Consider the following 19,809-nt stretch of genomic DNA (forward strand, 5'->3'; position numbering starts at 1 on the left):
GCGGCAATAGGAGGGCTGATGTATGCCGTTGTCGGCAGCACGGTCACGCTGGTCTGGGCGCCGAGCGGGATCGCGCTGGCTGCACTCCTGGCCTACGGCTACCGCCTGTCTTTCGGCGTTGCGCTGGGCGCCTTTCTGGCGAATGCCTGGACCGGCATACCGCTTGCCGCCTCCGCAGTCATCGCCATGGGGAACACTCTGGAGGCCTTGGTCGGCGCATTTCTCCTGGTTCGCCTGGTCCGCTTTCGCAATGCCCTGGACCGACGTCGGGATGTATTCGCATTAATCGTGCTGGCCGCCATTTTCAGCACGATGTTGAGCGCTTCTGTGGGGGTGGCAACCCTGGCCCTGGGCGGCATTGTGTCCTTTGGAGAGTACGCCGCGGTGTGGTTGAAATGGTGGCTTGGGGACATGATGGGCGTGCTGGTGGTAACCCCGCCACTGCTGCTCTGGCTCAGCCATTCCCGCCCTGTCCTGTCACCCCTGAAAGCCGTCGAGGCCTTGTGTCTGGTCGCGGCACTCGTGCTTGTCAGCCACAAAATCTTTGGTGCGCCGGAATTGGCAGGCCATGGCTACTATCCGGCCTCACTTGCCGTGTTCCCTTTCGTCATTTGGGGGGCGCTGCGCTTTGGTCGATGGGGCGCCAGCCTGGTCACGCTGGTTGTCTCCGTGCTGGCCATTTGGGGCACCACACAAGGAACAGGGCCATTCGTGGTCGATCAGCCCGTGGACAGCCTGGTGCGCTGGTGCGCGTTCGCGATTGTCGTGGCGGTGACCGGCCTCCTGCTGGCCGCATCCGTGGCCGAACAGCGGCGCGCGCAGGCGGATCTCAAAAGCTCGCACGACGGCCTGGAGCAACGCGTGAAGGAGCGCACCCAGGCTATCGCCGACATCAACGCCGATCTGCGGCGGGAAATGGCGGCGCGTCGGCGCCTGGAGAAAGCGCTGATCCGGGTCAGCGAAGAACAGCAGCAAGCCATCGGCCGGGAATTGCACGATGGCCTGGGTCAACACCTGACCGGCCTCGCCCTCTTCAGTGCGACCTTGCAGCAAAAGCTCCACGAGCGCGCGCAACCGGAGGCCGAAGCCGCGCGTCGGATCGTCGAGTTGGTCAATCAGGCGACAGCCATGACCCGCTCCGTGGCCAGGGGCCTCTACCCGGCGGCACTGGAGGTCGGCGGCCTGTCCGCCGCGCTGGAGCAGCTGGCGGAGTACACCCGCTCGCTGCAAGGCATGGCCTGCGTTTTCCGCTGCGGTGCGGACGTGCAGGTGCGCGACCCGCTGGTCGCCATCAACCTGTACCGGGTCGCCCAGGAAGCCGTCAATAATGCGGTGAAATACAGCCAGGCCAACCATTTGCGGATAGACCTGACCCGCGTCGAGGACAGGCACCGGCTCGCCATCAGCGATGACGGCATCGGTGCCGACCCCGAGCGCATCTGGCATGGCCAGGGCTTGGGAATGCACAGCATGCGTTATCGGGCGAGCCTGCTCGGCGGTACCTTTGCCATCGAGAGAAATGCCCACAGAGGCACCACCGTCGCCGTCATGTATCCGGACCAGGGGGAACAGAATGAACAACAACGACAACACGGCTCGTAGGCAGGAGAAGACCCGAATCATGATGGTGGACGACCATCCCCTCGTGCGGGAGGGCATGGCCCGGTTTCTCAATCTGCAGGGGGATCTCGATCTGTGCTGCGAGGCCGGCAGCGTCGAGGAGGCCTTGGCCGTCGTGGCGGACTGCAACCCCGCCCTGGCGATCATCGACATCTCGCTCAATGGCGAGTCGGGGCTGGAGCTGATCAAGACCTTGCGGCGTCGTTACCCCGGTCTGGCATTGCTGGCCATCAGCATGCACGATGAATCCGTTTTCGCGGAACGCGCCTTGCGCGCCGGCGCGAACGGCTACCTCATGAAAAAGGAGGCAACCGGGAATATCCTGCTGGCCGTGCGCCGGGTCCTGGCCGGAGATATCTACCTCAGTGCCGCGATGCACAGCCGGCTATCGCAACGGCTGCTGGCGCCTCAGGCAGGCGCCCCCAGCCCGATCGCCGGCCTGAGCGAACGCGAGTTCGAAATTCTGCACCTGCTCGGGCTCGGCTTTGGCACCCGCCAGGTCGCCGACAAGCTCAACCGCAGCATCAAGACCATCGAAACCCACCGCGCCAGCCTCAAGGAAAAACTGCAGCTGAAGAGCGGCGCAGACCTGGTCCGGTTTGCGATTCAGTGGCTGGAAGATCGCTAAGGCCACACGACCCTTTCCTGGGGCTACGCTGAATAAGCCCCGTCAAAGAGCCCACGCGGGTCAATGACGGAGCGATTGGGTTCAAACGGGTCGCTGAGCGACCTTTCTTGAGGCCCCCTGGGCCTGTTTCTTGGGCCTCTCGGCCCGTTTGCCACCCTCATGGGCGCACCTGTGTCATCAACCTTGATCGGCTGAGGTAGATGTTGGCCAGTGCCAGGGCTGTGAACGCGCGCGTGGCGTTCTTGGCCAGGCCCCGATAGCGCACCTTGGCAAAGCCCCACAGCCGCTTGAGCACGCCGAACCCCGCGAGCGAATGCGTGACTTGTTGCGGTTCTTCGCTTTGAGTGCCTCGTCCACGATGCCCTTGCGCCGCGTACGCTGGTTCGTGAAGTCTTTGGCCTTGGGTGCCTTGCCCTCAATCAGATTCTTTTGGCTGGAATAGGCCGAGTCACCGTACACGCGCCTCTCCTGCCCATGCAGCAAGTCGGGCAGCGGATGCTTGTCATGCACATTGGCCGCGGTGAACACAGCACTGTGCGTCAGGCCGCTTTGGCTGTCTACCCCGATGTGCAGCTTCATGCCTAATGTGGCGTTGGTCCATATGTGGCGGCCGGCGGCGGCGTCCTCGGGAGGCCCGTCGCTGAGCACCACATAAATTTCATCGGCGGCGTAGAGTCGGGTCCCTTCATTTCATAAGGGGATCCGATCATGTTCGAGAATCTGTATCGGTATTCGCGCGTCCTGGCCCGGCATCTCGATGGACCGGCGGCCGAGGAGCGAGACCGCTTTGTCGCGCACTTCGCAGCGTCGGGGGCCACGAGAGATTCGGTTTCAAACCTGGCGAGTGAGCTCCTGGTCGTCGCGCAGCGCCTGGACGTCAGCGGTACGCGGGCCGTCACGCCCGAGGAGGTCGCCTCGGTCGCCGATCGTTGGGTCCGGCATCACCGACGACGCGGCCGCCGCATCTCACCCGATCGGCGTCAGAGATTCGTGCAAGTAGCCACCGACTGGCTGCGATTCATGGGGCGCCTGCAGTTGCCGCCTGCGAAGCCCGGGGCCGGCACTGATCTCATTGACGAGTTTGCCAGGCACATGCAGCGAGAGCGTGGCTTGTCCCCGATCACCATCAACAACCGCTGCTGGCATGTTCGAGCATTCCTGACCTGGCTCGCCGAGCAACACCGTGGCGCCGAAGACGCCACCTTGCACCAAGTGGATGCCTTCTTGTCGATGAGAGGCGTGCAGGGTTGGTGCCGGGCGTCCATCGCGACGGCTGCCACTGCCCTGCGATCCTTCTATGCCCACATGACCGCGACGGGTCGTTGCGCAGAAGGCTTCGTCGCCGGGATCGAGGGGCCACCCCTGTTCAAGCAGGAAGCGCTGGCTGTCGGTCCATGCTGGGATGACGTTCAGCGGTTGATCGCCAGCACCGACACGGATCAACCCCGGGACATCCGCGACCGAGTCATTCTGATGCTACTTGCGATCTATGGCCTGCGGCGAGGCGAGGTGGTTGCGCTGACTCTGGACGACATCGACTGGGAGCGTGACATCCTTCACGTCGCACGTCCCAAGCAGCGTTGCAAGCACGACTACCCGCTGACCACCGAGGTCGGCAATGCGATCCTTCGCTATGTGCGTGAGGTGCGACCGCGCTGCGCCTCGCGCAGGCTGTTCTTGACGCTCAAGGCACCGCTGGTGCCGCTGGCGCCAAATGGCTTGCATCACGCTGTGGCGTCGCGCCTGGAGGCACTGGGTATCCGCTGTCCCCGAACGGGACCTCATGCGTTGCGCCATGCCTGCGCAACTCATCTTGTGGCCGAAGGCCTGTCTCTCAAGCAGATTGGCGATCATCTCGGCCACCGCAGTGCCTCCGCCACGCGCACCTACGCCAAGGTGGATCTCGTTGGCCTGCGTCAGGTTGCCGACTTCAGTCTGGGGGGACTGCTATGAAGATCGAGCAAGCCGTCGCGACCTACGTGGGCTACAAGCAATCTCTGGGGATGCGCTTCGCGACCCAGGCGCGCATGCTGAAGTCATTCAGCAAGAGTCTGGGAAGCATCGAAGTCGACCGGATCGGGCCGGAGTCGGTGCGTGCCTTCCTCGATGGCAACGGGCCGATGACGCGGTACTGGCATTGCAAGTTCGGCACCCTTGCCGGCTTCTATCGCTTCTGCCTCGCCCGCGGGTACGTCTCCAGCGTGCCGCTGCCCACCACAGAGCCGAGGTGTCCCCAGACGTTTACGCCCTACATTTACTCGGAGGATGAGATCAAGCGGCTCCTGCAGGCCGCCGCTGGTCGTGCTTTCTGCAAAATCGATGCGCACACCAGCCGAACCCAGCTCTTGTTGCTCTACGCAACGGGACTGCGTATCAGTGAAGCGCTGAATCTGAACCTGGCCGACGTCGACCTGAACGACCGTGTCCTCTACGTGCGCAGGTCCAAGTTCTACAAGACACGACTCGTGCCCATAGGCACCGACCTGACACAGGTCTTGCGCGAGTACGCGCGGCGACGTTACAAGCGTTCGCCGCTGGATCCCGACGCGCCGTTCTTGCTGACATCTCGAGGTGAGCGCGTCTCGCGGGCGGGCGCCGAGCAAGCCTTCCGTCAGATGCGATCGCAAGCCAAGGTCCGTCGCCACGACGGTGGTCGCTACCAGCCGCGGTTGCATGACCTACGCCATACCGCGGCCGTGACGCGTCTTGTGCGCTGGTATCGCGAAGGCGTCGACGTGCAGCGCTTGCTGCCGCAGTTGGCGACGTATCTGGGTCACGTGCACATCAGCGGCACGCAGTGCTATCTGAGCATGACGCCCGAGTTGCTGCAGCAGGCCAGCGCGCGCTTCGAGCAATTCGCTCTCGGGGAGACCAGCCATGCGTGACACCAGCACCCTTGGACCGTGGATTCGCCGATTCCTCCTGGAGCACCTGGTCAGTGAGCGCAATCTGGCGGCGAACACGCGGCGCAGCTACCGAGACACGATGTGCCAGTTGCTCCCCTTCGTGTCGGGGCGCCTGCACAAGGCCGTGGACCGACTGGCGGTGGTCGATGTGTCGCCGCAGTTGGTGCGGGAGTTCCTCAGTGACGTCGAGACTCACCGCGGCTGTGGCATCGCCACGCGCAATCAGCGCCTGGCGGCCATTCACGCCTTGGCCCGATTCGTCGGTGAACATAGCCCCGAACACATCGCCTGGTGTGCACAGGTCCGCTGCGTGCCCTACAAGAAAGGGACTCAAGCGTCAGTGCCATACCTCGACAAGGCGGAAATCGACGCGCTGCTGGCCTGTCCGAACCGGCGAACGGAGCAAGGCGGTCGGGACTACGCGCTGCTCCTATTCCTCTACAACACGGGCGCGCGCGCCAGCGAGGCTTCGGAGCTGATCGTCGGCGACCTGCATCTTGATCAGGCGAGCGTCGACATTCTCGGCAAGGGGCGTAAACGCCGCCAATGCCCCCTGTGGCCAGCGACGGTGCGCGAGTTGCGCGCCCTCGTGGGCGAACGTTCCCGGCACGAGCACGTCTTTCTCAACCGGTGTGGCCAGCCGACGACGCGCTTCGGCGTCCACGCACTGGTCGAGCGCACCGCCGCGAGAGCCAAGGACTTCATGCCATCGCTCGCGATGAAGAGAGTCAGCCCGCACTCCATTCGCCACTCCACGGCCTCGCATCTGCTCAGTGCGGGCGTCGACATCAACACCGTGCGAGCCTGGCTTGGACATGCATCGCTCGACACGACCAATGTCTACGCCGAAATCGACCTCGAGGGCAAGGCGCGAGCGCTGGCGAAGTGCGAGATCTCCGCGGCCCAGAAGTCAGGCAAGAGGTGGCATTCCCAACCGCACATCATGGAGTTCCTAAGATCGCTGTGACCGGAATTTATGTGCCACTCAGCGACGGTCCTCCCGAGGGCGACGCCGCCGGCCGCCACATATGGACCAACGCCACATTAGGCATGAGATGTGGTCGACCACATCTCATGCCGAAATACCATTGCTGGCCCTTGCGGGTTTGATGCATCTCGGGGTCGCGCGCCCTGTCCGCGTTCTTGGTCGAACTGGGCGCGCCGATGATGGTGGCGTCCACGATGGTGCCGGTGTTGAGCTTGAAGCCTCGGGCCTGCAGTTCTTGCCCCACCTTGGCGAACAGGGCCTCACCGAGCTTGTTGTCGTTCAGCAGGCGGCGAAACTTCAGCAGGGTGGTGGCGTCGGGCACCGGCTCGCGGCCCAGATCGATGCCCACGAAGCGGCGCAGGCTGGCGCTGTCGTACAGGGCCTCCTCGCAGGCCAGATCGGCCAGGTTGAACCAGTGCTGGATGAAGTGGATGCGCAGCATGCGCTCCAAGCCAATTGGCGGACGGCCGTTGCCGGCCTTGGGGTAGTGCGGCTCGATGACTTCGCACAGCGCTGCCCACGGCACGATGGCTTCCATGGTCTTCAAGAACTCGTCTCGCCGCGTGGGCTTGCGGTGTTGTTCGAATCCCGATCCTTGATCGGCAGCCATGGCAAGGGGTTGTTGTTTCATCGGCATGTAACGCTTCAGTCTGCGTGATCGTGGACCTTATTCAGCATTGCCCTAGGGGAAGCCCCTATCCCAAAATAAGGGTTTCCCCAAGCCCGAAACGGGGGCCCATCCCCGATGGTCCGCCCCGCGCGCGGGCGATACAGTGGGCTTCGGGCTATGGCGGCGACGAGAACTCATCCTTCATGCGGTGATGGCCTGGGATGCCCAAGCCGCGGCAGCCCCCATCTCGATACAAAAAGGAAAAACAACCATGACCAAGCCAAAATATTAAGGAGCTGAATATGAAAAAGAAACCCCATGCCGGAGACAGCGAACGGCAACGCCGGTCGATCGCTTCCATCGCGCTGATAACTGGCAGCTTGATCGGCGCCGTGATTCTCGGTGGACAGTACGTTGCCTCCCTCGCTTCAGGCGTGACCGTCGTTGGCACAGCCGTGGCTGCCCCGACCCGTGCCGAGACCGAAACAGCTGCAGCAACACCATTGCTCCTTGGGCGGCTCGATCACACGGTGGTGAATCAACACAGCACCGCGCACGATTCCGACTTGCCCGGAGCGTCCATCGCCGCCTACGGGATGTAGTGCGCGCCATTGCCAATGGGCCACACCTTTTGAAACTACCGGACTAGCGGCAGCCCTGGAAGACGCCCAACGACAGCAGTAGCCGCATCATCGCTTCCGATGACGCGGCGGCCAGGGTGATTGCCTAAGCTCACAGCCTGACCAAGACGCTCTGTGCTCATCGCGGCGGCGATGCCGCATTCACGAGGTGCGAACGGATTCACTACAACACTTCACACCAGGAGCTGCATATGACAAACAAACCCATCCCGGCTGCTGCCACGGCCATGACAATCGGTGGCAACTACGCCGGTGACGTGGCGTCGGTGAAGGTGCAGGGCGTGTACTTGGCAGCTAACCCGCTTGTCGCGGCGCTCTTGCTGGGCGGCGCGGCGTTCGGTGCATTGTCCAGCGCAGCGGCCAACGAGAAGGCGGCAGCGACCACCATTGACGGCAAGCGTCTGCAAATCGAAGCGTTGACCGCCCGTGTCAAAAAGCTCAACGACGACATGCAGGCCACGGACAACGAGGGCGACAAGGCCGCTCTACGTGCCAACGCATCGCGCGTGCAGGGTCAGAATGACAGACTCAAGGCTCGTTGAAAAAGATGAGCTTGTGATAACTGCGCTCGACCCAGCTGCGTGGTGCGCGGTAGATCTCGCCGGGAAGCACCGTCACGGCCGCAGAGATCGGGATGTCCACGGCGCTGAGGTTGCTGGCCATCGTGCGTCAAATGCAACGAGCTGCATTCCGCCGCCGCGCCTGTCGAAGACTGTCAGCGACACGACGCCCATGAGGCCGCTTGCGGGTCGCCTCGCAGAGTGGCGCGTGTCCTGCCCGGCAGCGTCGTCCGACTCGACCGGGAGCTATTCAGCATCCCTGTGCACGCGCCTGAATGGAGTATTAATGTGAGCGCTCGCTATCGATGCAATCGTCAATGCAAAAGCAAAAGCAAGAGCAAGAGCAAGAGGCATTCAGAAAGATTGTCGAAGCCCCGGAGCAGTGCGTCGGACAGGCCTTGCATCAGTTCGCCCGGACCGACGTCGCGCTGGTTCGATATTTGCTTCATACTCCGATGTTTCCGGATGTTTCCAAAAACATCGGGACCGAACGGTAGCGACGTTGCTTGTCAGGATTCATGACAAGTTTCAATTCTACGGGGGGGGTATGCGGGAGTTGATAAAAATAAGTCGCGCCGATATGCGCGGCGGTGTTCAGGCGTCACTGCGGGGATTGACGACCACGGTCGCCCCTGTTTTGCTCTTCATGACCATGCTGGGGCCTGAATCGATGGCTGCGGGCTTTTGGGCCACTATGATCACCGCTACCTTGATACCCGCAGTCAACCTCCTTCTTCGGGGGCAGCCTGCTGTGATACCGGGTGCGCGCATGGCCTCCCTGGCGGCCTATGTCTGGCTGGTGATAAGCCTGACTGCCGCTGCAGGCGATGCGGCGGGGCATGCCCCCCGACTGCACCTGACCGTGGCGCAGCTCGCCGTTGGGCTGGCGGCTGGCAGTCTCATGTTTATGGTGGCAAGCGCTCTGGTGCTGCTCTGTGGCCTGCTGAAAATCGGCAATCTGTTCAAGATGATCCCCATGCCTGTCACCGCGGGTATCAGCAATGGCACGGCCCTGCTTCTGTTGATGCTGGGTATTCAGACGCTCACGGACAATGGCCGGCTGGCCGCTTTTACTGCTGTCGGCATGGTGGCCTGTTTTGTGGTTTGGCCCCGCCTGCTGGTGCGGGCGAAGGCGCTGAATTTCATCCCGGGCGTTGTGGCGGCCCTGCTCGCGGGAGTGCTCATCTCCATGTTGCTGATGGAGTCCCCCTTTCGGTCGTCTGGCGCGTGGCTCGCGCCAGACTGGGCGTGGATGTCGGTGCGACTCTGGTCTGAACTGCCGCAACATGATTTCGCGCGCCTGCTCAAGATCGGCTTGCCCGGCGTCATGACGCTCGCACTGGTGATGATCCTGGAGACCTTCACAGCCGCCAACGAGATGGAGCAGCGCTTTGGCATCCGCATCAATCCAAACCGCGAACTGGTGGTGCTCGGTGGTTGCAACATCGTCAGTGCCCTGTTGGGGGGCGTGCCCTGTACGGGTCACAATTCCCGAAGCATTTCCAGCTGGCTGGCCGGAGGGCGCGGCGTGTATGTGGCGCTGGTGGGTCTGGTGTTCACGGGAGTGCTGTTGTTGGCCTTCGGCACCTGGCTTGTGATCTTGCCGGTCGGCATGGTGGCCGGGATACTGCTCCTGCAAGCCCTGCTCATGGCCGAGCGCGAGTTTTTTCACCGGCTCTGGGAGATCGTGCGCACGCGGCACTGGCGCCGTGAAGGAACGTCCGATCTGGGCTTCTGGACCACGGTTGTCATTTCCATCGTCGAATATTTCGGCAACATGATCTGGGCCTGTTTCATGGGCATCGGCTTGTCGTGCCTGGTCATTCTTCGACGTGTGTCGGACAGTCTCACCACGAAGTGGAATTACCTTGATCGTTATCGTTCGCGGCGGGTCAGGACCTTTGAGGAAAGCAACCTGCTGACTCACTCGTTCAACCGGGTGGGCATTTTGAAGCTCAATGGCCATCTGTTCTTTGGCAACAGCATCCGGCTGACTCAATTGGTCGACGAACTGAACCCCAACGCCAAGGCGGTTGTCATCGATGTCAGTCACGTTCTTGATGTGGACCCCAGCGGCCTGAATGCCCTGACCTGGCTCATTCGTGCGGTTGTTGAACGGGACCTGACCGTGGTGCTCACCGGCATGAACCGGACCCGATCGTCGGAACTGCACGAGGCCCTGCAGGCCATACCAGGGGTTCAACGCTGCATCGACATGGACCGCGGCCTGGAGCTTTGTGAGGATGTGGTTCTTTCGGAGGCCTCCACAAAATCGGCCGAATCGCTTGTCGTATCTCTCCAGGAAAACAGTTTGCTGGACGGCCTGACCGCAGAAGAAGTCACCGAGGTCCTGCTGCTGGGCGAGGCCCGCCAGGTGGACAAGGGAGAGGTGTTGTTCTTCAAGGGCAGTGAGGCGGACGGCGTTTGGTTGCTCGAAGAAGGCAATGTCAGTATCTTGTCGGGCGGGGATCAATCCACCCGGCTGTCCACTTTGGGGCCGGGCCAGTTCCTCGGCGAAATGAGCCTGATCGACGGGAAGCCCCGCTCTGCCACCGCCCAGGCGGATAGCCCGCTGCGCGCCTTGTTGCTCGACAAACAGGCCATTGCGGCGCTGATGAGCCGCGAGCCGGAGGCCACCCTGAAAATCATGCGAAATATTGTCAAGTACCTGTCTTACCGGATACGCAGCACCTCTGCGCTGCTGGCCGAAGAAACCAGCGAACCCGTCTCAACCAGCGAACCAGCCTCGGGCTGGTCGAACAGCATACAGAGCAATCTTTCCCGGCTTTGACGCACGTTGGCTCACTTTGGCCCGGGTGGCGCGGGAGTAGTTGAAAAAACGGCTTTTTTGTTTTCCTTGCGCATGAGAAGCTGCAATGCAAGGAGTTAAGAGCGTCAAATGGCGTGAAAATTGACTTGTGCAGGATATCGCAAGTCGTCCAAAATGTTTTTTTGGGGAGTTATATGCAATGAATGACCTTCGAAACATCGTCAGCGCGCTGGTGGTCTCGGTTTTTGCCTGGGCTCCATTGATGTCGCATGCCCAAACTGAACCCGTCGGTTTTGTCAAAACCGTGAAGGGCGAAGCCTGGATCACCACGGCAGGGCAACGCGTCCCTGCGCAGCTGGGCACTCCCGTCATGCAGGGCAGCCAGCTCAAGACGGGCCCGGCCGGTACGCTGGGTGTCACCTTCAAGGACAACACCGTGATGTCCTTCGGCCCCGATACCGAGATGACGGTCGACGAATACCTTTACGCGCCTGCCCAGGGGCAGCTCAAGCTCGGGACGCGCCTGGCCAAGGGCAGCCTGAATTACGTATCGGGCATGCTTGCCAAGCTCAAGCCAGAGGCCGTGACGGTCAAGACGCCGGGCGGCATCATTGGCGTGCGGGGGACCCAGTTCGCGGCCACCGTGCAGGAAACGCCTTGAATCGCCGGCCGATCGAGTGAGGCATGGTTCGGCAGCCTTTTATGGGCCGGGTTTTTACTGGGATGGTGTCTGACGCGTGTATTGGAAGCATCTGAGCTGCCCATCTGCAGGGCAGGCTTCAGATCAATTGGAAAAGAGAAAAAGAGGGCAAGAGCGGTGCAGTCTGCGTGACCGGGTTGTGCGGCTTGTCGTGCAGCAGTGTTGCCTCCTCATCTGATCAACTGCCTTGAGCTTCGCTTGCCTGTTCAGACTTTTCGCCGGGCTCAATGGGCGGTGCGGGTATTTGGCCTCGGAAAGATATTGGAAGACAAGAGAAGGGCGGTCTGCCGTTTTGGGGGTGCTTGCGGCAGGGCCGGGTGAGCTATCTGTTGTTAATTGATGTAAAAACTGATAAAAAAGCTCTAACGAGCTGCATTTTTTGGGGAATGGGAATGATCAAAAAGAAGCAATTTTCACTGCTGATGCTGGCAATACTGGCTGGTCTGGGGGTACAGGCGCAAGCCCAGGCACCCGCCCAAACCCTGCCCGAGCCCATGATTGACGCAGCCCGCAAGGCGGTGGTCAGCAACCCCGAGGTGCAGGCCCGCTGGCACGGCTTCCAGGCTGCCGGCAACGAGCGCGACGTGGCCCGTGGCGGCTACTTTCCCCAGATCGACCTGCGCGCCGGCACCGGCCGCGAGAGCCGCGAGACGCCATTGACCGACTATGGCCGTTACAACTTCCGTGGCACGACGCTCACGCTCAACCAGATGCTGTTTGACGGGCTGTTCACGCCCAACGAGGTCAAGCGGCTCGGTTATGCCAAGCTCACCCGCTACTACGAACTGCAGGAAGTCTCCGAGACCGCCGCGCTCGAAGCCGTGCGCGCCTACGCCGACGTCGTGCGCTACCGCGAGCTGGTCGATACGGCCACGCAAAACTACGTCGTGCACAAGCAGACCACCGGCCAGGTCGAAGAGCGCTCCAGTGCCGGCGTGGGCCGCCGCGTCGACGTCGAGCAGGCCACCGGCCGTCTCGCGCTGGCCGAGGCCAACCTGCTGACCGAGCTGACCAACCTGCACGATGTGAGCGCACGCTACCTGCGCATTGTTGGCGAGAAGCCGCCGGAGGCCCTGCCAAAGCTGCCCGCCAAGTTTCAGATCGGCCCCATGCCCGCCTCCACCGAAATGTTGATGAAAGACGGCCTGCCGGGCAGCCCCACCATCAATGCCGCGCTGGAGAACGTGCGCTCCATGAAAACGGCCATCGCCTCACGCCAGGCTGCCTACATGCCGCGCGTGGACCTGCGGCTGTATGACTCGCGGGACCGCAACCTGCAGGGCGTGACCGGCACCACCCGCGTCAATGGCATCGAGCTGGTGCTCAACTACAACCTGTTTCGCGGCGGCGCCGACAAGGCGCGCGAGCGCCAGGCGGTCGATCTGCACGAGCAGGCGCGCGACCTGAAGGAAAAGGCCTGCCGCGACGTGCGCCAGACCCTGTCGATCGCCTTCAGTGACGTGAGAACCCTCAACGAGCAGCTGGCCTACCGCGACCAGCACCGGCTGTCGACCGAGAAATCGCGCGAAGCCTACCTGCAGCAGTTCGAGCTGGGCCAGCGCACGCTGCTGGACCTGCTGGACAGCCAGAACGAATACTTCCAGGCCAACCGCTCCTACGTCAACGCCAGCTACGACCAGATCATTGCGCAGGCGCGCACGCTGGCGGGCATGGGGCAGCTGGTGACGGCGCTCAACGTCAAGCGCGGCGATGTGCCCAGCGCCCAGGATGCCGGGCAGGACCGCACCGGCATCGACCCGGCCGAGCTGTGCCCGCAGGATGAGACCGTGGTCGCTACCGTGGACCAGATCAAGGCCCGGTTCGCCGTGGCGCCCAGGCGTACCGGCTCCTATGTCGTGCTGTTGCCCAATCCGGACAATAGCGTGGGCCGTGTGGTCGTGCAAGGCAACCGCGGAGAGCAGACGCTTGCCCAGGCCCAGCAGGGCACATTGCTGGATGGCAGCGTGAAGCCTTTCGAAGTCAGCAAGGTGCAGGTGGAGCGGGATTTCGGCGCCGCCATCGCCGCCCGCCCACCGCTACCCGAGTCGTTCACGCTCTACTTCCAGCGCGGCAGCACCGAGTTGACTGCCGCATCGAAGGCCGTGATGTCGCGCATCAAGGAACTCGCCAAGGCCCGTAAAGCGTTGGATATCACGGTGATCGGCCATACCGACACCATGGGAACGGCTGAATCGAACGAAGTCCTGGGGCTCAGGCGAGCGAATGCCATTGCCAAACAAATGCAGCAGCTCGGTCTGAGAAATACCGCGATCATTGTGGAGTCCAACGGCGAGCGCAATCTTTTCGTGGCTACACCTCAAAATACCAATGAGCCGCGTAACCGCCGGGCAGAGATAACGGTGCGCTGACGGGGGACTTCACTTCTCGGTCATCACGATGAGGTCATCTGCAGCACCCTCGCGCAGCCTGCGAAGGTGCAGCGCCACCAGCGGGTCATCCGGGTGGCGTTCGGCCAGGGCCTCAAAATATTCACAGGCGAGTGTCGGGTGATGCATCTCGCCGGGTTGCAGCAGGCGCATCGCCGCGTCATAGTCGGCGGGGGCGGCGCAGTTGGCGGCATTGGTGGTGGCCAGCGGCTCAAACACCAACAGCGGTTTGCTCTTGCCTTTGAGCACCAGCTGCCCGACGCGCCGCACTGGCACATCCGTACAGCCATCCAGAATGGCCTGTGACACGCAGACGCGCGTGCCCAGGTGCTTGTTGACGGTCTCCAGCCGTGCTGCGGTATTGATCGGGTCACCCAGCGCCCGGTAGTCAAACAGCGTCTTGCCGCCAAAATTGCCGACGATCACCTCGCCACTGTGGCTGCCGATACGGGTGTGTCCCCAGGGAATGCCCTGAGCCTGCAGCCGGGCCGCGTAGGCTGACGCAAAGGTGTCCATCTCCAGCACGCAGTTGAGGGCGCGCTGGCGATGATCGGCTTGCTGCACCGGCGCCGAAAACAGCACGGCCACCGCGTCGCCCACGATGCGGTCCAGCGTGCCTTCGTGCTTGAAGACGATGGCGAGCATGGCGTCCAGATAATCGTTGAGCAGGGCCACCGCCCGGCTCGGGTCGTCAGCTTCCATCATGCTGGTAAAGCCCGCTAGGTCGGTAAAGACGAAGCTGCAGACCTGGCGCTGGCCCCCCAGTTCCAGCTGTTCCCGGTGCGCCACCAGATGCGCCACCCTGTTGGGCGACACATAGCGTGAAAAAGCCTGGCGTACCCAGCGCTGTTCACGTTCACTGACCAGATGGTGCATACCGCTGGCCAGACCGAAGCTCACCAGGATGACCAGTCCGGGATTGATCGCATCGAGCAGCAGGTGTTCGGCCACGAACGCATACCAGGCGCCGCCGAACAGGGCGGCCAGCACCCCGACTGCCGCCAGGGTTGCCCACTTGGCGGGAGTGCCCAGCGCCAGCAGGCCGACGACCAGGGAGCCCAGCACCAGCGTGAGCACCTCGACCCCGCCGGCCCAGGCGGGTCGCTGCAGATACTGATTCGACAACACCTGCTCCAGCGCCAGCGCGTGGGCCTGAACGCCAGGCATCATCCTTCCCATCGGGTTGAAGCGCAAATCCATCAACCCGGCAGCCGAACTGCCGATCAGCACGATGTGTCCGTCCAGCAGTTTTCTGTCGGTCTTTCTGCCCAGCACCTGGGCCGCTGACACGAAGCGATCGGGTTGATCCTCCGTGTAGTGAAGCCAGATTTCGGCCTGCGCATTGGTGGGCACGGTGACGCCGCCGATGCGCACGTCCTGCACGCCGGCCTCGGTACTGCGCAGCAGGTGGTTGCGCTCACCCTGAGCGACACGCAGGGCCTCGGCGCTCAAGGTGGGCACAATCTGCTGGCCCAGGCGCAACAGCAGGGGTACCCGGCGCACCACACCATCGGCGTCCGCCGCAAAATTCAGCGCACCCAGTCCGGCTGCACCGCTCTGCAACACCGGCAATGGCCAGAGCCCGATGTCAAAGCCGTGAAGCCATTGCGCCGGATTGCTGGCGCCGCTGCTCACAATGCGGTAGGGCAGTGCGGAGGGGACGTTGGCGGCGGGCGCCGCGGATGCGTTGGCCTCGCCGCTTCGGGACAGGCTGCTGCCCAGCACCACGTTCCGGCCGTCCAGCATTTTGCCCAGAACCTCGTCATGGTCGGGGAGCCGCTGCAGCGCGGCGCCGACCCTCGGGTTGTTCCAGAGTTGTGCCATGGCCGCCGGCGAGGTGCGATCCGGCTCGGTCAGCAGCACGTCAAAGGCGATGGCTGCCGTGCCGGCCTCATCCAGACGCTGTACCAGTTCGGCCAGGCGGGTTCGTGGCCAGGGCCATTGGCCGTAGGCTTTCAGGCTGGCCTCATCAATGTCCACCACACGCACGGCCGCTGGCGTATAGGGGCGTGGATGCCAGCGCTGGAACTGGTCAAACTGTGCCAGCCGCAGGCTCTGCACCGGTATCGGATCGGTGAACCACAGTGCCAATCCGCTCAGGGCAATCAACAGCACCAGCGTGACTGCCGCGGCATTGGACAAAACACCGGGAAGCCTGCGTAACGATAAGCCTCGGAACATGGTCGATTCCTGTGGGACGTTGCCGCCTATTATGTGGGGCGGACCCGGATAACAGGCGGTTTATATCGAGGGGTGTTCGAAAGGCGATGTCGATTGTCCGGCCGGCATGGAGCGGACCCGATGGCGAAAGATCAACCGCCGGCCGCATTGACTGCCACGGCTTGGCCTATGGCTTGGGCTTGCTTGCCGCCGGGCGTTTCGAGAATGACAGTGCCGCAAAGTCAACGAAGGCCCGGACGCGCGCAGATAACTGGTGGCGCTGCGGATAGACCGCGTGGATGTCCGCATCAGGCGTGTAGTAATGAGGCAGCACCTGCACGAGGTGGCCGTTTTTCAGGTGGCGCTCGATGTCCCATTCGGCGCGCATCAGGATGCCGTGGCCGTCGAGCGCCCAGTTGACGGCGATCTCGCCATCGTTGGTGGTCAGGTTGCCGCGGGTCTTGATGGCTTCGGTGGTCACGTTGCGGCCACGGCCACTCGCCAGGCGCCACAAGCCGTACGCCTCCTCGCCCTGCCGGATGCCGATGCAGTTGTGCCGCGTCAGGTCATTGGGTACCTTGGGTGTGCCGTGTTTGGCCAGATAGGCCGGTGACGCGCACAGCAGCCGCCGGTTTGGCGCGATGTGCCTGGCGATCACGCGCGCGTCCGGCGGCGCGCCGAATCGGATGCAGACGTCGAACGAGTCGTCCGTCAAGGGTGGAGGATTGACCGACAGCTGCAGCTGCACCTCGACCTGCGGATATTTGCGGACGAACCTGGAGATGATCGGTGCCACGTGCGTGCGCCCGAAGCCGAGTGTCGCATTGACCCTGAGCAGACCCTTCGGCGTTGACCTGGACACGCCGAGCAGTTCCGCCATGTCGTTGATCTCGCCCAGAATGCGACGCGCGTGCTCCAGGTAGAGCTCGCCTTCGGGCGTCAGGCTCATGCGCCGGGTCGTCCGGTTCACCAGCGGCACACCCACGCGGGACTCCATCAGCGCCAGATGCTTGCTGACGGCGGGCGTGGTGATGCCGAGTTCCCGTGCGGCGGCGCTCAGGCTGCCGGCAGCAGCGAGCACCGAGAAAAAACCCAGGTCAGCAGGTTGAATTTCAGGGGTCATGAAAGCTCAATTGTTAAATGCAGGTAAACAATGGCTTCACTATATCGGTGTGCGCGAGGACCGTCCAATTCTTGCGGTCGAGAGGAGAAACCGCCGCCTGCTTGACAATTGTCATGGGCACATCGTTCTCCGCGCGTAGCCTTATGGTTGCAGACGATGCCGCCTGGAGAAACGACTTGGACAAGAACCTGGACAAGAAGCAGATATGGAACCTGGCCTACTGGGCCATTGCCATCCTGGTGTTGTTGCTGCTCCAGAACCTCTGGCAAACCGCCAGCCAGGCATTGCCGGTGCCGTACAGCGAGTTCGAGAAAGCCCTCAGTGACGGACGTGTCGCCGACATCACGGTGACCGACCGCGCACTCATCGGGCGCCTGAAAACCCCCGAGGGGAACAAGACCACACTGGTGGCGAACCGGGTGGAGCCCGACCTGGCGACCCGATTGGCGACCTACAACGTGCCTTACACGCGGGTCGTGGAGAACACGCTGATCAGGGACCTGATGTCGTGGATCGTGCCGGCCCTGGTGTTCTTTGGGCTGTGGTTTTTCCTGTTCCGCCGCTTCGCCGACAAGCAGGGGATGGGCGGTTTCCTGTCGATTGGCAAGAGTCGCGCCAAGATTTACATGCAGACACAAACCGGCGTCACCTTCGCCGACGTGGCTGGCGTCGACGAGGCGCGGCATGAACTTGAAGAGGTGGTGGACTTCCTCAGGCACCCGCAGGAATACGGGCGTCTGGGTGCGCATATTCCCAAGGGCGTGCTGCTGGTTGGCCCGCCTGGCACGGGCAAGACGCTGTTGGCCCGGGCGGTGGCGGGTGAAGCCGGCGTGCCTTTCTTTTCGATCTCGGGCAGCGAATTCGTCGAGATGTTCGTGGGCGGCGGCGCAGCGCGGGTGCGCGACCTGTTCGAGCAGGCGCGCTCGATGGCCCCGGCCATTATTTTCATTGACGAACTCGATGCACTGGGCCGCGCACGCGGCGCCTTCCCGGGTCTGGGCGGGCACGACGAGAAAGAGCAGACCCTGAACCAGCTGCTATCGGAAATGGATGGATTTGACGCATCGGTCGGGCTGATCATTCTGTCGGCGACCAACCGGCCCGAGATCCTGGACCCGGCGCTGTTGCGGGCCGGCCGTTTTGACCGCCAGGTGCTGGTGGACCGGCCTGACCGAAAGGGCCGAACCGACATCCTGAAGGTGCATGTGCGAAAGATAGCGCTGGACGCCGGTCTGCAGCTCGAAGATGTAGCGGGTTTGACCCCGGGTTTCACCGGTGCCGACCTGGCCAACCTTGTGAATGAAGCAGCCTTGGTAGCCACCCGGCGCAAGGCGGACCGGGTGACGCTGCCGGACTTTACCTCCGCCGTGGAGCGCATCGTTGCCGGTCTGGAACGCAGGAGTCGGGTACAGAGCTCAAGGGAGCGGGAGGCCGTTGCGTTTCATGAGATGGGTCATGCGCTGGTTGCGCTGGCCATGCCGGGCGCCGACCCGGTGCACAAGGTCTCCATCATCCCGCGCGGCATTGGCGCCCTGGGCTACACCATCCAGCGGCCCACCGAAGACCGCTACCTGATGACCACTGTCGAGCTGGAGCAGAAAATCGCCGTGCTGCTTGGCGGGCGGGCAGCCGAGAAGCTGGTATTCGGCCTCCTTTCAACCGGTGCCGCCGACGACCTGGCGAAAGCCACCGACATTGCCCGCGACATGGTCGTTCGCTACGGCATGAATGAAGAGCTGGGGTATGTTGCCCTTGAGCCCAAGCGGCAGCAGATGCTTGATCTGCCTGCGGACATGCTGCCCCGAAGCAACCTGGTTTCGCAAGCAACGCAAGGCCGCATCGACGAAGCGATCCGGGGCATCGTGATGGCCGGCTTTTCCCGGGCGACCGCCATTCTGGATGCCAACCGCGCGGTACTGGAGCGAGGTGCGCGGGCCTTGCTCGCGCAAGAGACGCTGGACGAAACTGCCATTCGCGCCCTGGGCGCAGACCTGCGCAAAAACTAGCGGCCTGCTAACCCCTGTGCCAACAACCCCTGTGCCAACGCGAGCGGGTTTAAAAACGTCACCCTGGGGTGCAACTTGCACTCACCTGTTCGCAGGTGTATAAATTGATTGCGGTTTGATCTGTATCTCCACAATCACCCAAAGTGATGAAAGGGAGGGGCTTATGAGCAGGCGAATTTATTGGTTGTTGCCGGATGTTGCCAGCGCGAGGCGAACGGTGAATGACTTGCTGGTGGCTCGCGTGCCGGTGCAGCACATTCATTGTTTCGGGCGTGAGGGAATCAACCTCTCGGGTCTCCATCCTGCCAATGTCTTTCAGACGACGGACGTGATTTACGCGGCCGAACTGGGTCTTCTGATCGGCGGTGTGATCGGTGTCGTGGCCGGTGTGCTGGTGGCCATGTACTATCCCCTCGGATTTGCTTCATTGCAGTGGGGTGTGGTTGCCATACTGGGTGTGCTGGGTGCCCTGTTTGGAGCCTGGTCCTCCAGCCTGATTGGCATTTCCGTGCCGAGCCACCGGCTCAAGCGTTTTGAGGCCGCCATCGAACGCGGCGAAATCCTGCTGATGGTGGATGTGTCAAGTTTGCAGGTCAAGGAAATCGAAAACCTGCTGCAGGCTTCGCACCCTGAAGCGCGGCTGGAAGGCGAGGACCCGGACACCCCGGTGTTCCCCTGAAGCACCGGGATTGCGCGCGGGTCATACCGGA

At 62.7% G+C, this 19,809-nt stretch carries 15 protein-coding genes and 3 pseudogenes; 13 read left to right on the top strand and 5 right to left on the bottom strand.

Annotation, left to right across the window (positions count from 1 at the left end; translation table 11 throughout):
• Positions 1-18 precede the first annotated feature (18 nt).
• Together BPRO_RS03465 and BPRO_RS03470 are read left to right on the top strand one after the other, a co-directional pair.
• Complete coding sequence (locus tag BPRO_RS03465; RefSeq protein WP_232291486.1) at positions 19-1,602, top strand: MASE1 domain-containing protein; 1,584 nt, start codon at positions 19-21, stop codon at positions 1,600-1,602.
• Positions 1,574-2,248, top strand: a complete 675-nt coding sequence (locus BPRO_RS03470; RefSeq protein ID WP_011481670.1) for a response regulator transcription factor — start codon at positions 1,574-1,576, stop codon at positions 2,246-2,248. Before BPRO_RS03465 ends, BPRO_RS03470 begins: the two co-directional genes overlap by 29 nt.
• A gap of 157 nt (positions 2,249-2,405) precedes the next feature.
• On the opposite strand, the pseudogene BPRO_RS03475 reads toward BPRO_RS03470, so the two are convergent.
• Positions 2,406-2,830: pseudogene (locus tag BPRO_RS03475) on the bottom strand (transposase); the annotation flags it as partial.
• 126 nt (positions 2,831-2,956) lie between these two features.
• Here BPRO_RS03475 and BPRO_RS03480 point away from each other — a divergent pair.
• Genes BPRO_RS03480 through BPRO_RS03490 form a run of 3 tightly spaced genes read left to right on the top strand, consistent with a single transcriptional unit; the run spans position 2,957 to position 6,121 of the window.
• Positions 2,957-4,201 carry a tyrosine-type recombinase/integrase gene (locus BPRO_RS03480; protein ID WP_011481671.1) on the top strand — a complete coding sequence of 415 codons (1,245 nt, stop codon included), beginning with the start codon at positions 2,957-2,959 and terminating at the stop codon, positions 4,199-4,201.
• On the top strand, positions 4,198-5,133 hold the full coding sequence (locus BPRO_RS03485; RefSeq protein ID WP_011481672.1) for a tyrosine-type recombinase/integrase: 936 nt from the start codon (positions 4,198-4,200) through the stop codon (positions 5,131-5,133). Before BPRO_RS03480 ends, BPRO_RS03485 begins: the two co-directional genes overlap by 4 nt.
• Positions 5,126-6,121, top strand: a complete 996-nt coding sequence (locus BPRO_RS03490; RefSeq protein ID WP_011481673.1) for a tyrosine-type recombinase/integrase — start codon at positions 5,126-5,128, stop codon at positions 6,119-6,121. The genes BPRO_RS03485 and BPRO_RS03490 overlap by 8 nt, the downstream gene beginning before the upstream one ends.
• Positions 6,122-6,224: 103 nt before the next feature.
• On the opposite strand, the pseudogene BPRO_RS03495 reads toward BPRO_RS03490, so the two are convergent.
• Positions 6,225-6,773: pseudogene (locus tag BPRO_RS03495) on the bottom strand (IS5 family transposase); the annotation flags it as partial.
• Positions 6,774-7,054: 281 nt separating this feature from the next.
• On the opposite strand from BPRO_RS03495, the gene BPRO_RS03500 reads away from it, so the two are divergent.
• Both BPRO_RS03500 and BPRO_RS03505 read left to right on the top strand, forming a co-directional pair.
• Positions 7,055-7,354, top strand: coding sequence for a hypothetical protein (locus tag BPRO_RS03500; protein WP_011481675.1), 300 nt, complete (start codon positions 7,055-7,057; stop codon positions 7,352-7,354).
• A 230-nt stretch (positions 7,355-7,584) separates the two neighbouring features.
• The gene (locus BPRO_RS03505) at positions 7,585-7,935 is read left to right on the top strand and encodes a hypothetical protein (RefSeq protein WP_011481676.1); all 351 of its coding nucleotides are present in this window, start codon (positions 7,585-7,587) and stop codon (positions 7,933-7,935) included.
• On the opposite strand, the pseudogene BPRO_RS30375 reads toward BPRO_RS03505, so the two are convergent.
• Positions 7,928-8,053, bottom strand: a pseudogene (locus tag BPRO_RS30375) (epoxide hydrolase); the annotation flags it as partial. The gene BPRO_RS03505 and the pseudogene BPRO_RS30375 overlap by 8 nt on opposite strands.
• Before the next feature lie 217 nt (positions 8,054-8,270).
• Between BPRO_RS30375 and BPRO_RS03510 the strand changes: the two are divergent.
• The 4 genes from BPRO_RS03510 (at position 8,271) to BPRO_RS03525 (ending at position 13,792) form a co-directional block, all read left to right on the top strand.
• A complete protein-coding gene (locus BPRO_RS03510) occupies positions 8,271-8,450 on the top strand; it encodes a hypothetical protein (RefSeq protein WP_041388303.1) in 180 nt (59 codons plus the stop codon).
• A 272-nt stretch (positions 8,451-8,722) separates the two neighbouring features.
• The gene (locus BPRO_RS03515) at positions 8,723-10,744 is read left to right on the top strand and encodes a SulP family inorganic anion transporter (protein WP_198140979.1); all 2,022 of its coding nucleotides are present in this window, start codon (positions 8,723-8,725) and stop codon (positions 10,742-10,744) included.
• 178 nt (positions 10,745-10,922) lie between these two features.
• A complete protein-coding gene (locus BPRO_RS03520) occupies positions 10,923-11,384 on the top strand; it encodes a FecR family protein (RefSeq protein ID WP_011481678.1) in 462 nt (153 codons plus the stop codon).
• Positions 11,385-11,815: 431 nt separating this feature from the next.
• On the top strand, positions 11,816-13,792 hold the full coding sequence (locus BPRO_RS03525; RefSeq protein WP_011481679.1) for a TolC family outer membrane protein: 1,977 nt from the start codon (positions 11,816-11,818) through the stop codon (positions 13,790-13,792).
• 9 nt (positions 13,793-13,801) lie between these two features.
• On the opposite strand, the gene BPRO_RS03530 is transcribed toward BPRO_RS03525, so the two are convergent.
• Both BPRO_RS03530 and BPRO_RS03535 read right to left on the bottom strand, forming a co-directional pair.
• Positions 13,802-15,991 (bottom strand): CHASE2 domain-containing protein, encoded by a 2,190-nt coding sequence (locus tag BPRO_RS03530; protein ID WP_011481680.1) that lies wholly within the window; start codon positions 15,989-15,991, stop codon positions 13,802-13,804.
• A gap of 166 nt (positions 15,992-16,157) precedes the next feature.
• A complete protein-coding gene (locus BPRO_RS03535) occupies positions 16,158-17,093 on the bottom strand; it encodes a LysR substrate-binding domain-containing protein (RefSeq protein WP_011481681.1) in 936 nt (311 codons plus the stop codon).
• Between the two features lie 188 nt (positions 17,094-17,281).
• Here BPRO_RS03535 and ftsH point away from each other — a divergent pair, with 188 nt between their 5' ends.
• Together ftsH and BPRO_RS03545 are read left to right on the top strand one after the other, a co-directional pair.
• The gene (gene ftsH, locus BPRO_RS03540) at positions 17,282-19,099 is read left to right on the top strand and encodes an ATP-dependent zinc metalloprotease FtsH (protein ID WP_041389190.1); all 1,818 of its coding nucleotides are present in this window, start codon (positions 17,282-17,284) and stop codon (positions 19,097-19,099) included.
• 163 nt (positions 19,100-19,262) lie between these two features.
• On the top strand, positions 19,263-19,778 hold the full coding sequence (locus tag BPRO_RS03545; RefSeq protein WP_011481683.1) for a hypothetical protein: 516 nt from the start codon (positions 19,263-19,265) through the stop codon (positions 19,776-19,778).
• Positions 19,779-19,809: the final 31 nt, after the last annotated feature.

The sequence above is a fragment of the Polaromonas sp. JS666 genome (assembly GCF_000013865.1).
Lineage (GTDB): Bacteria > Pseudomonadota > Gammaproteobacteria > Burkholderiales > Burkholderiaceae_C > Polaromonas.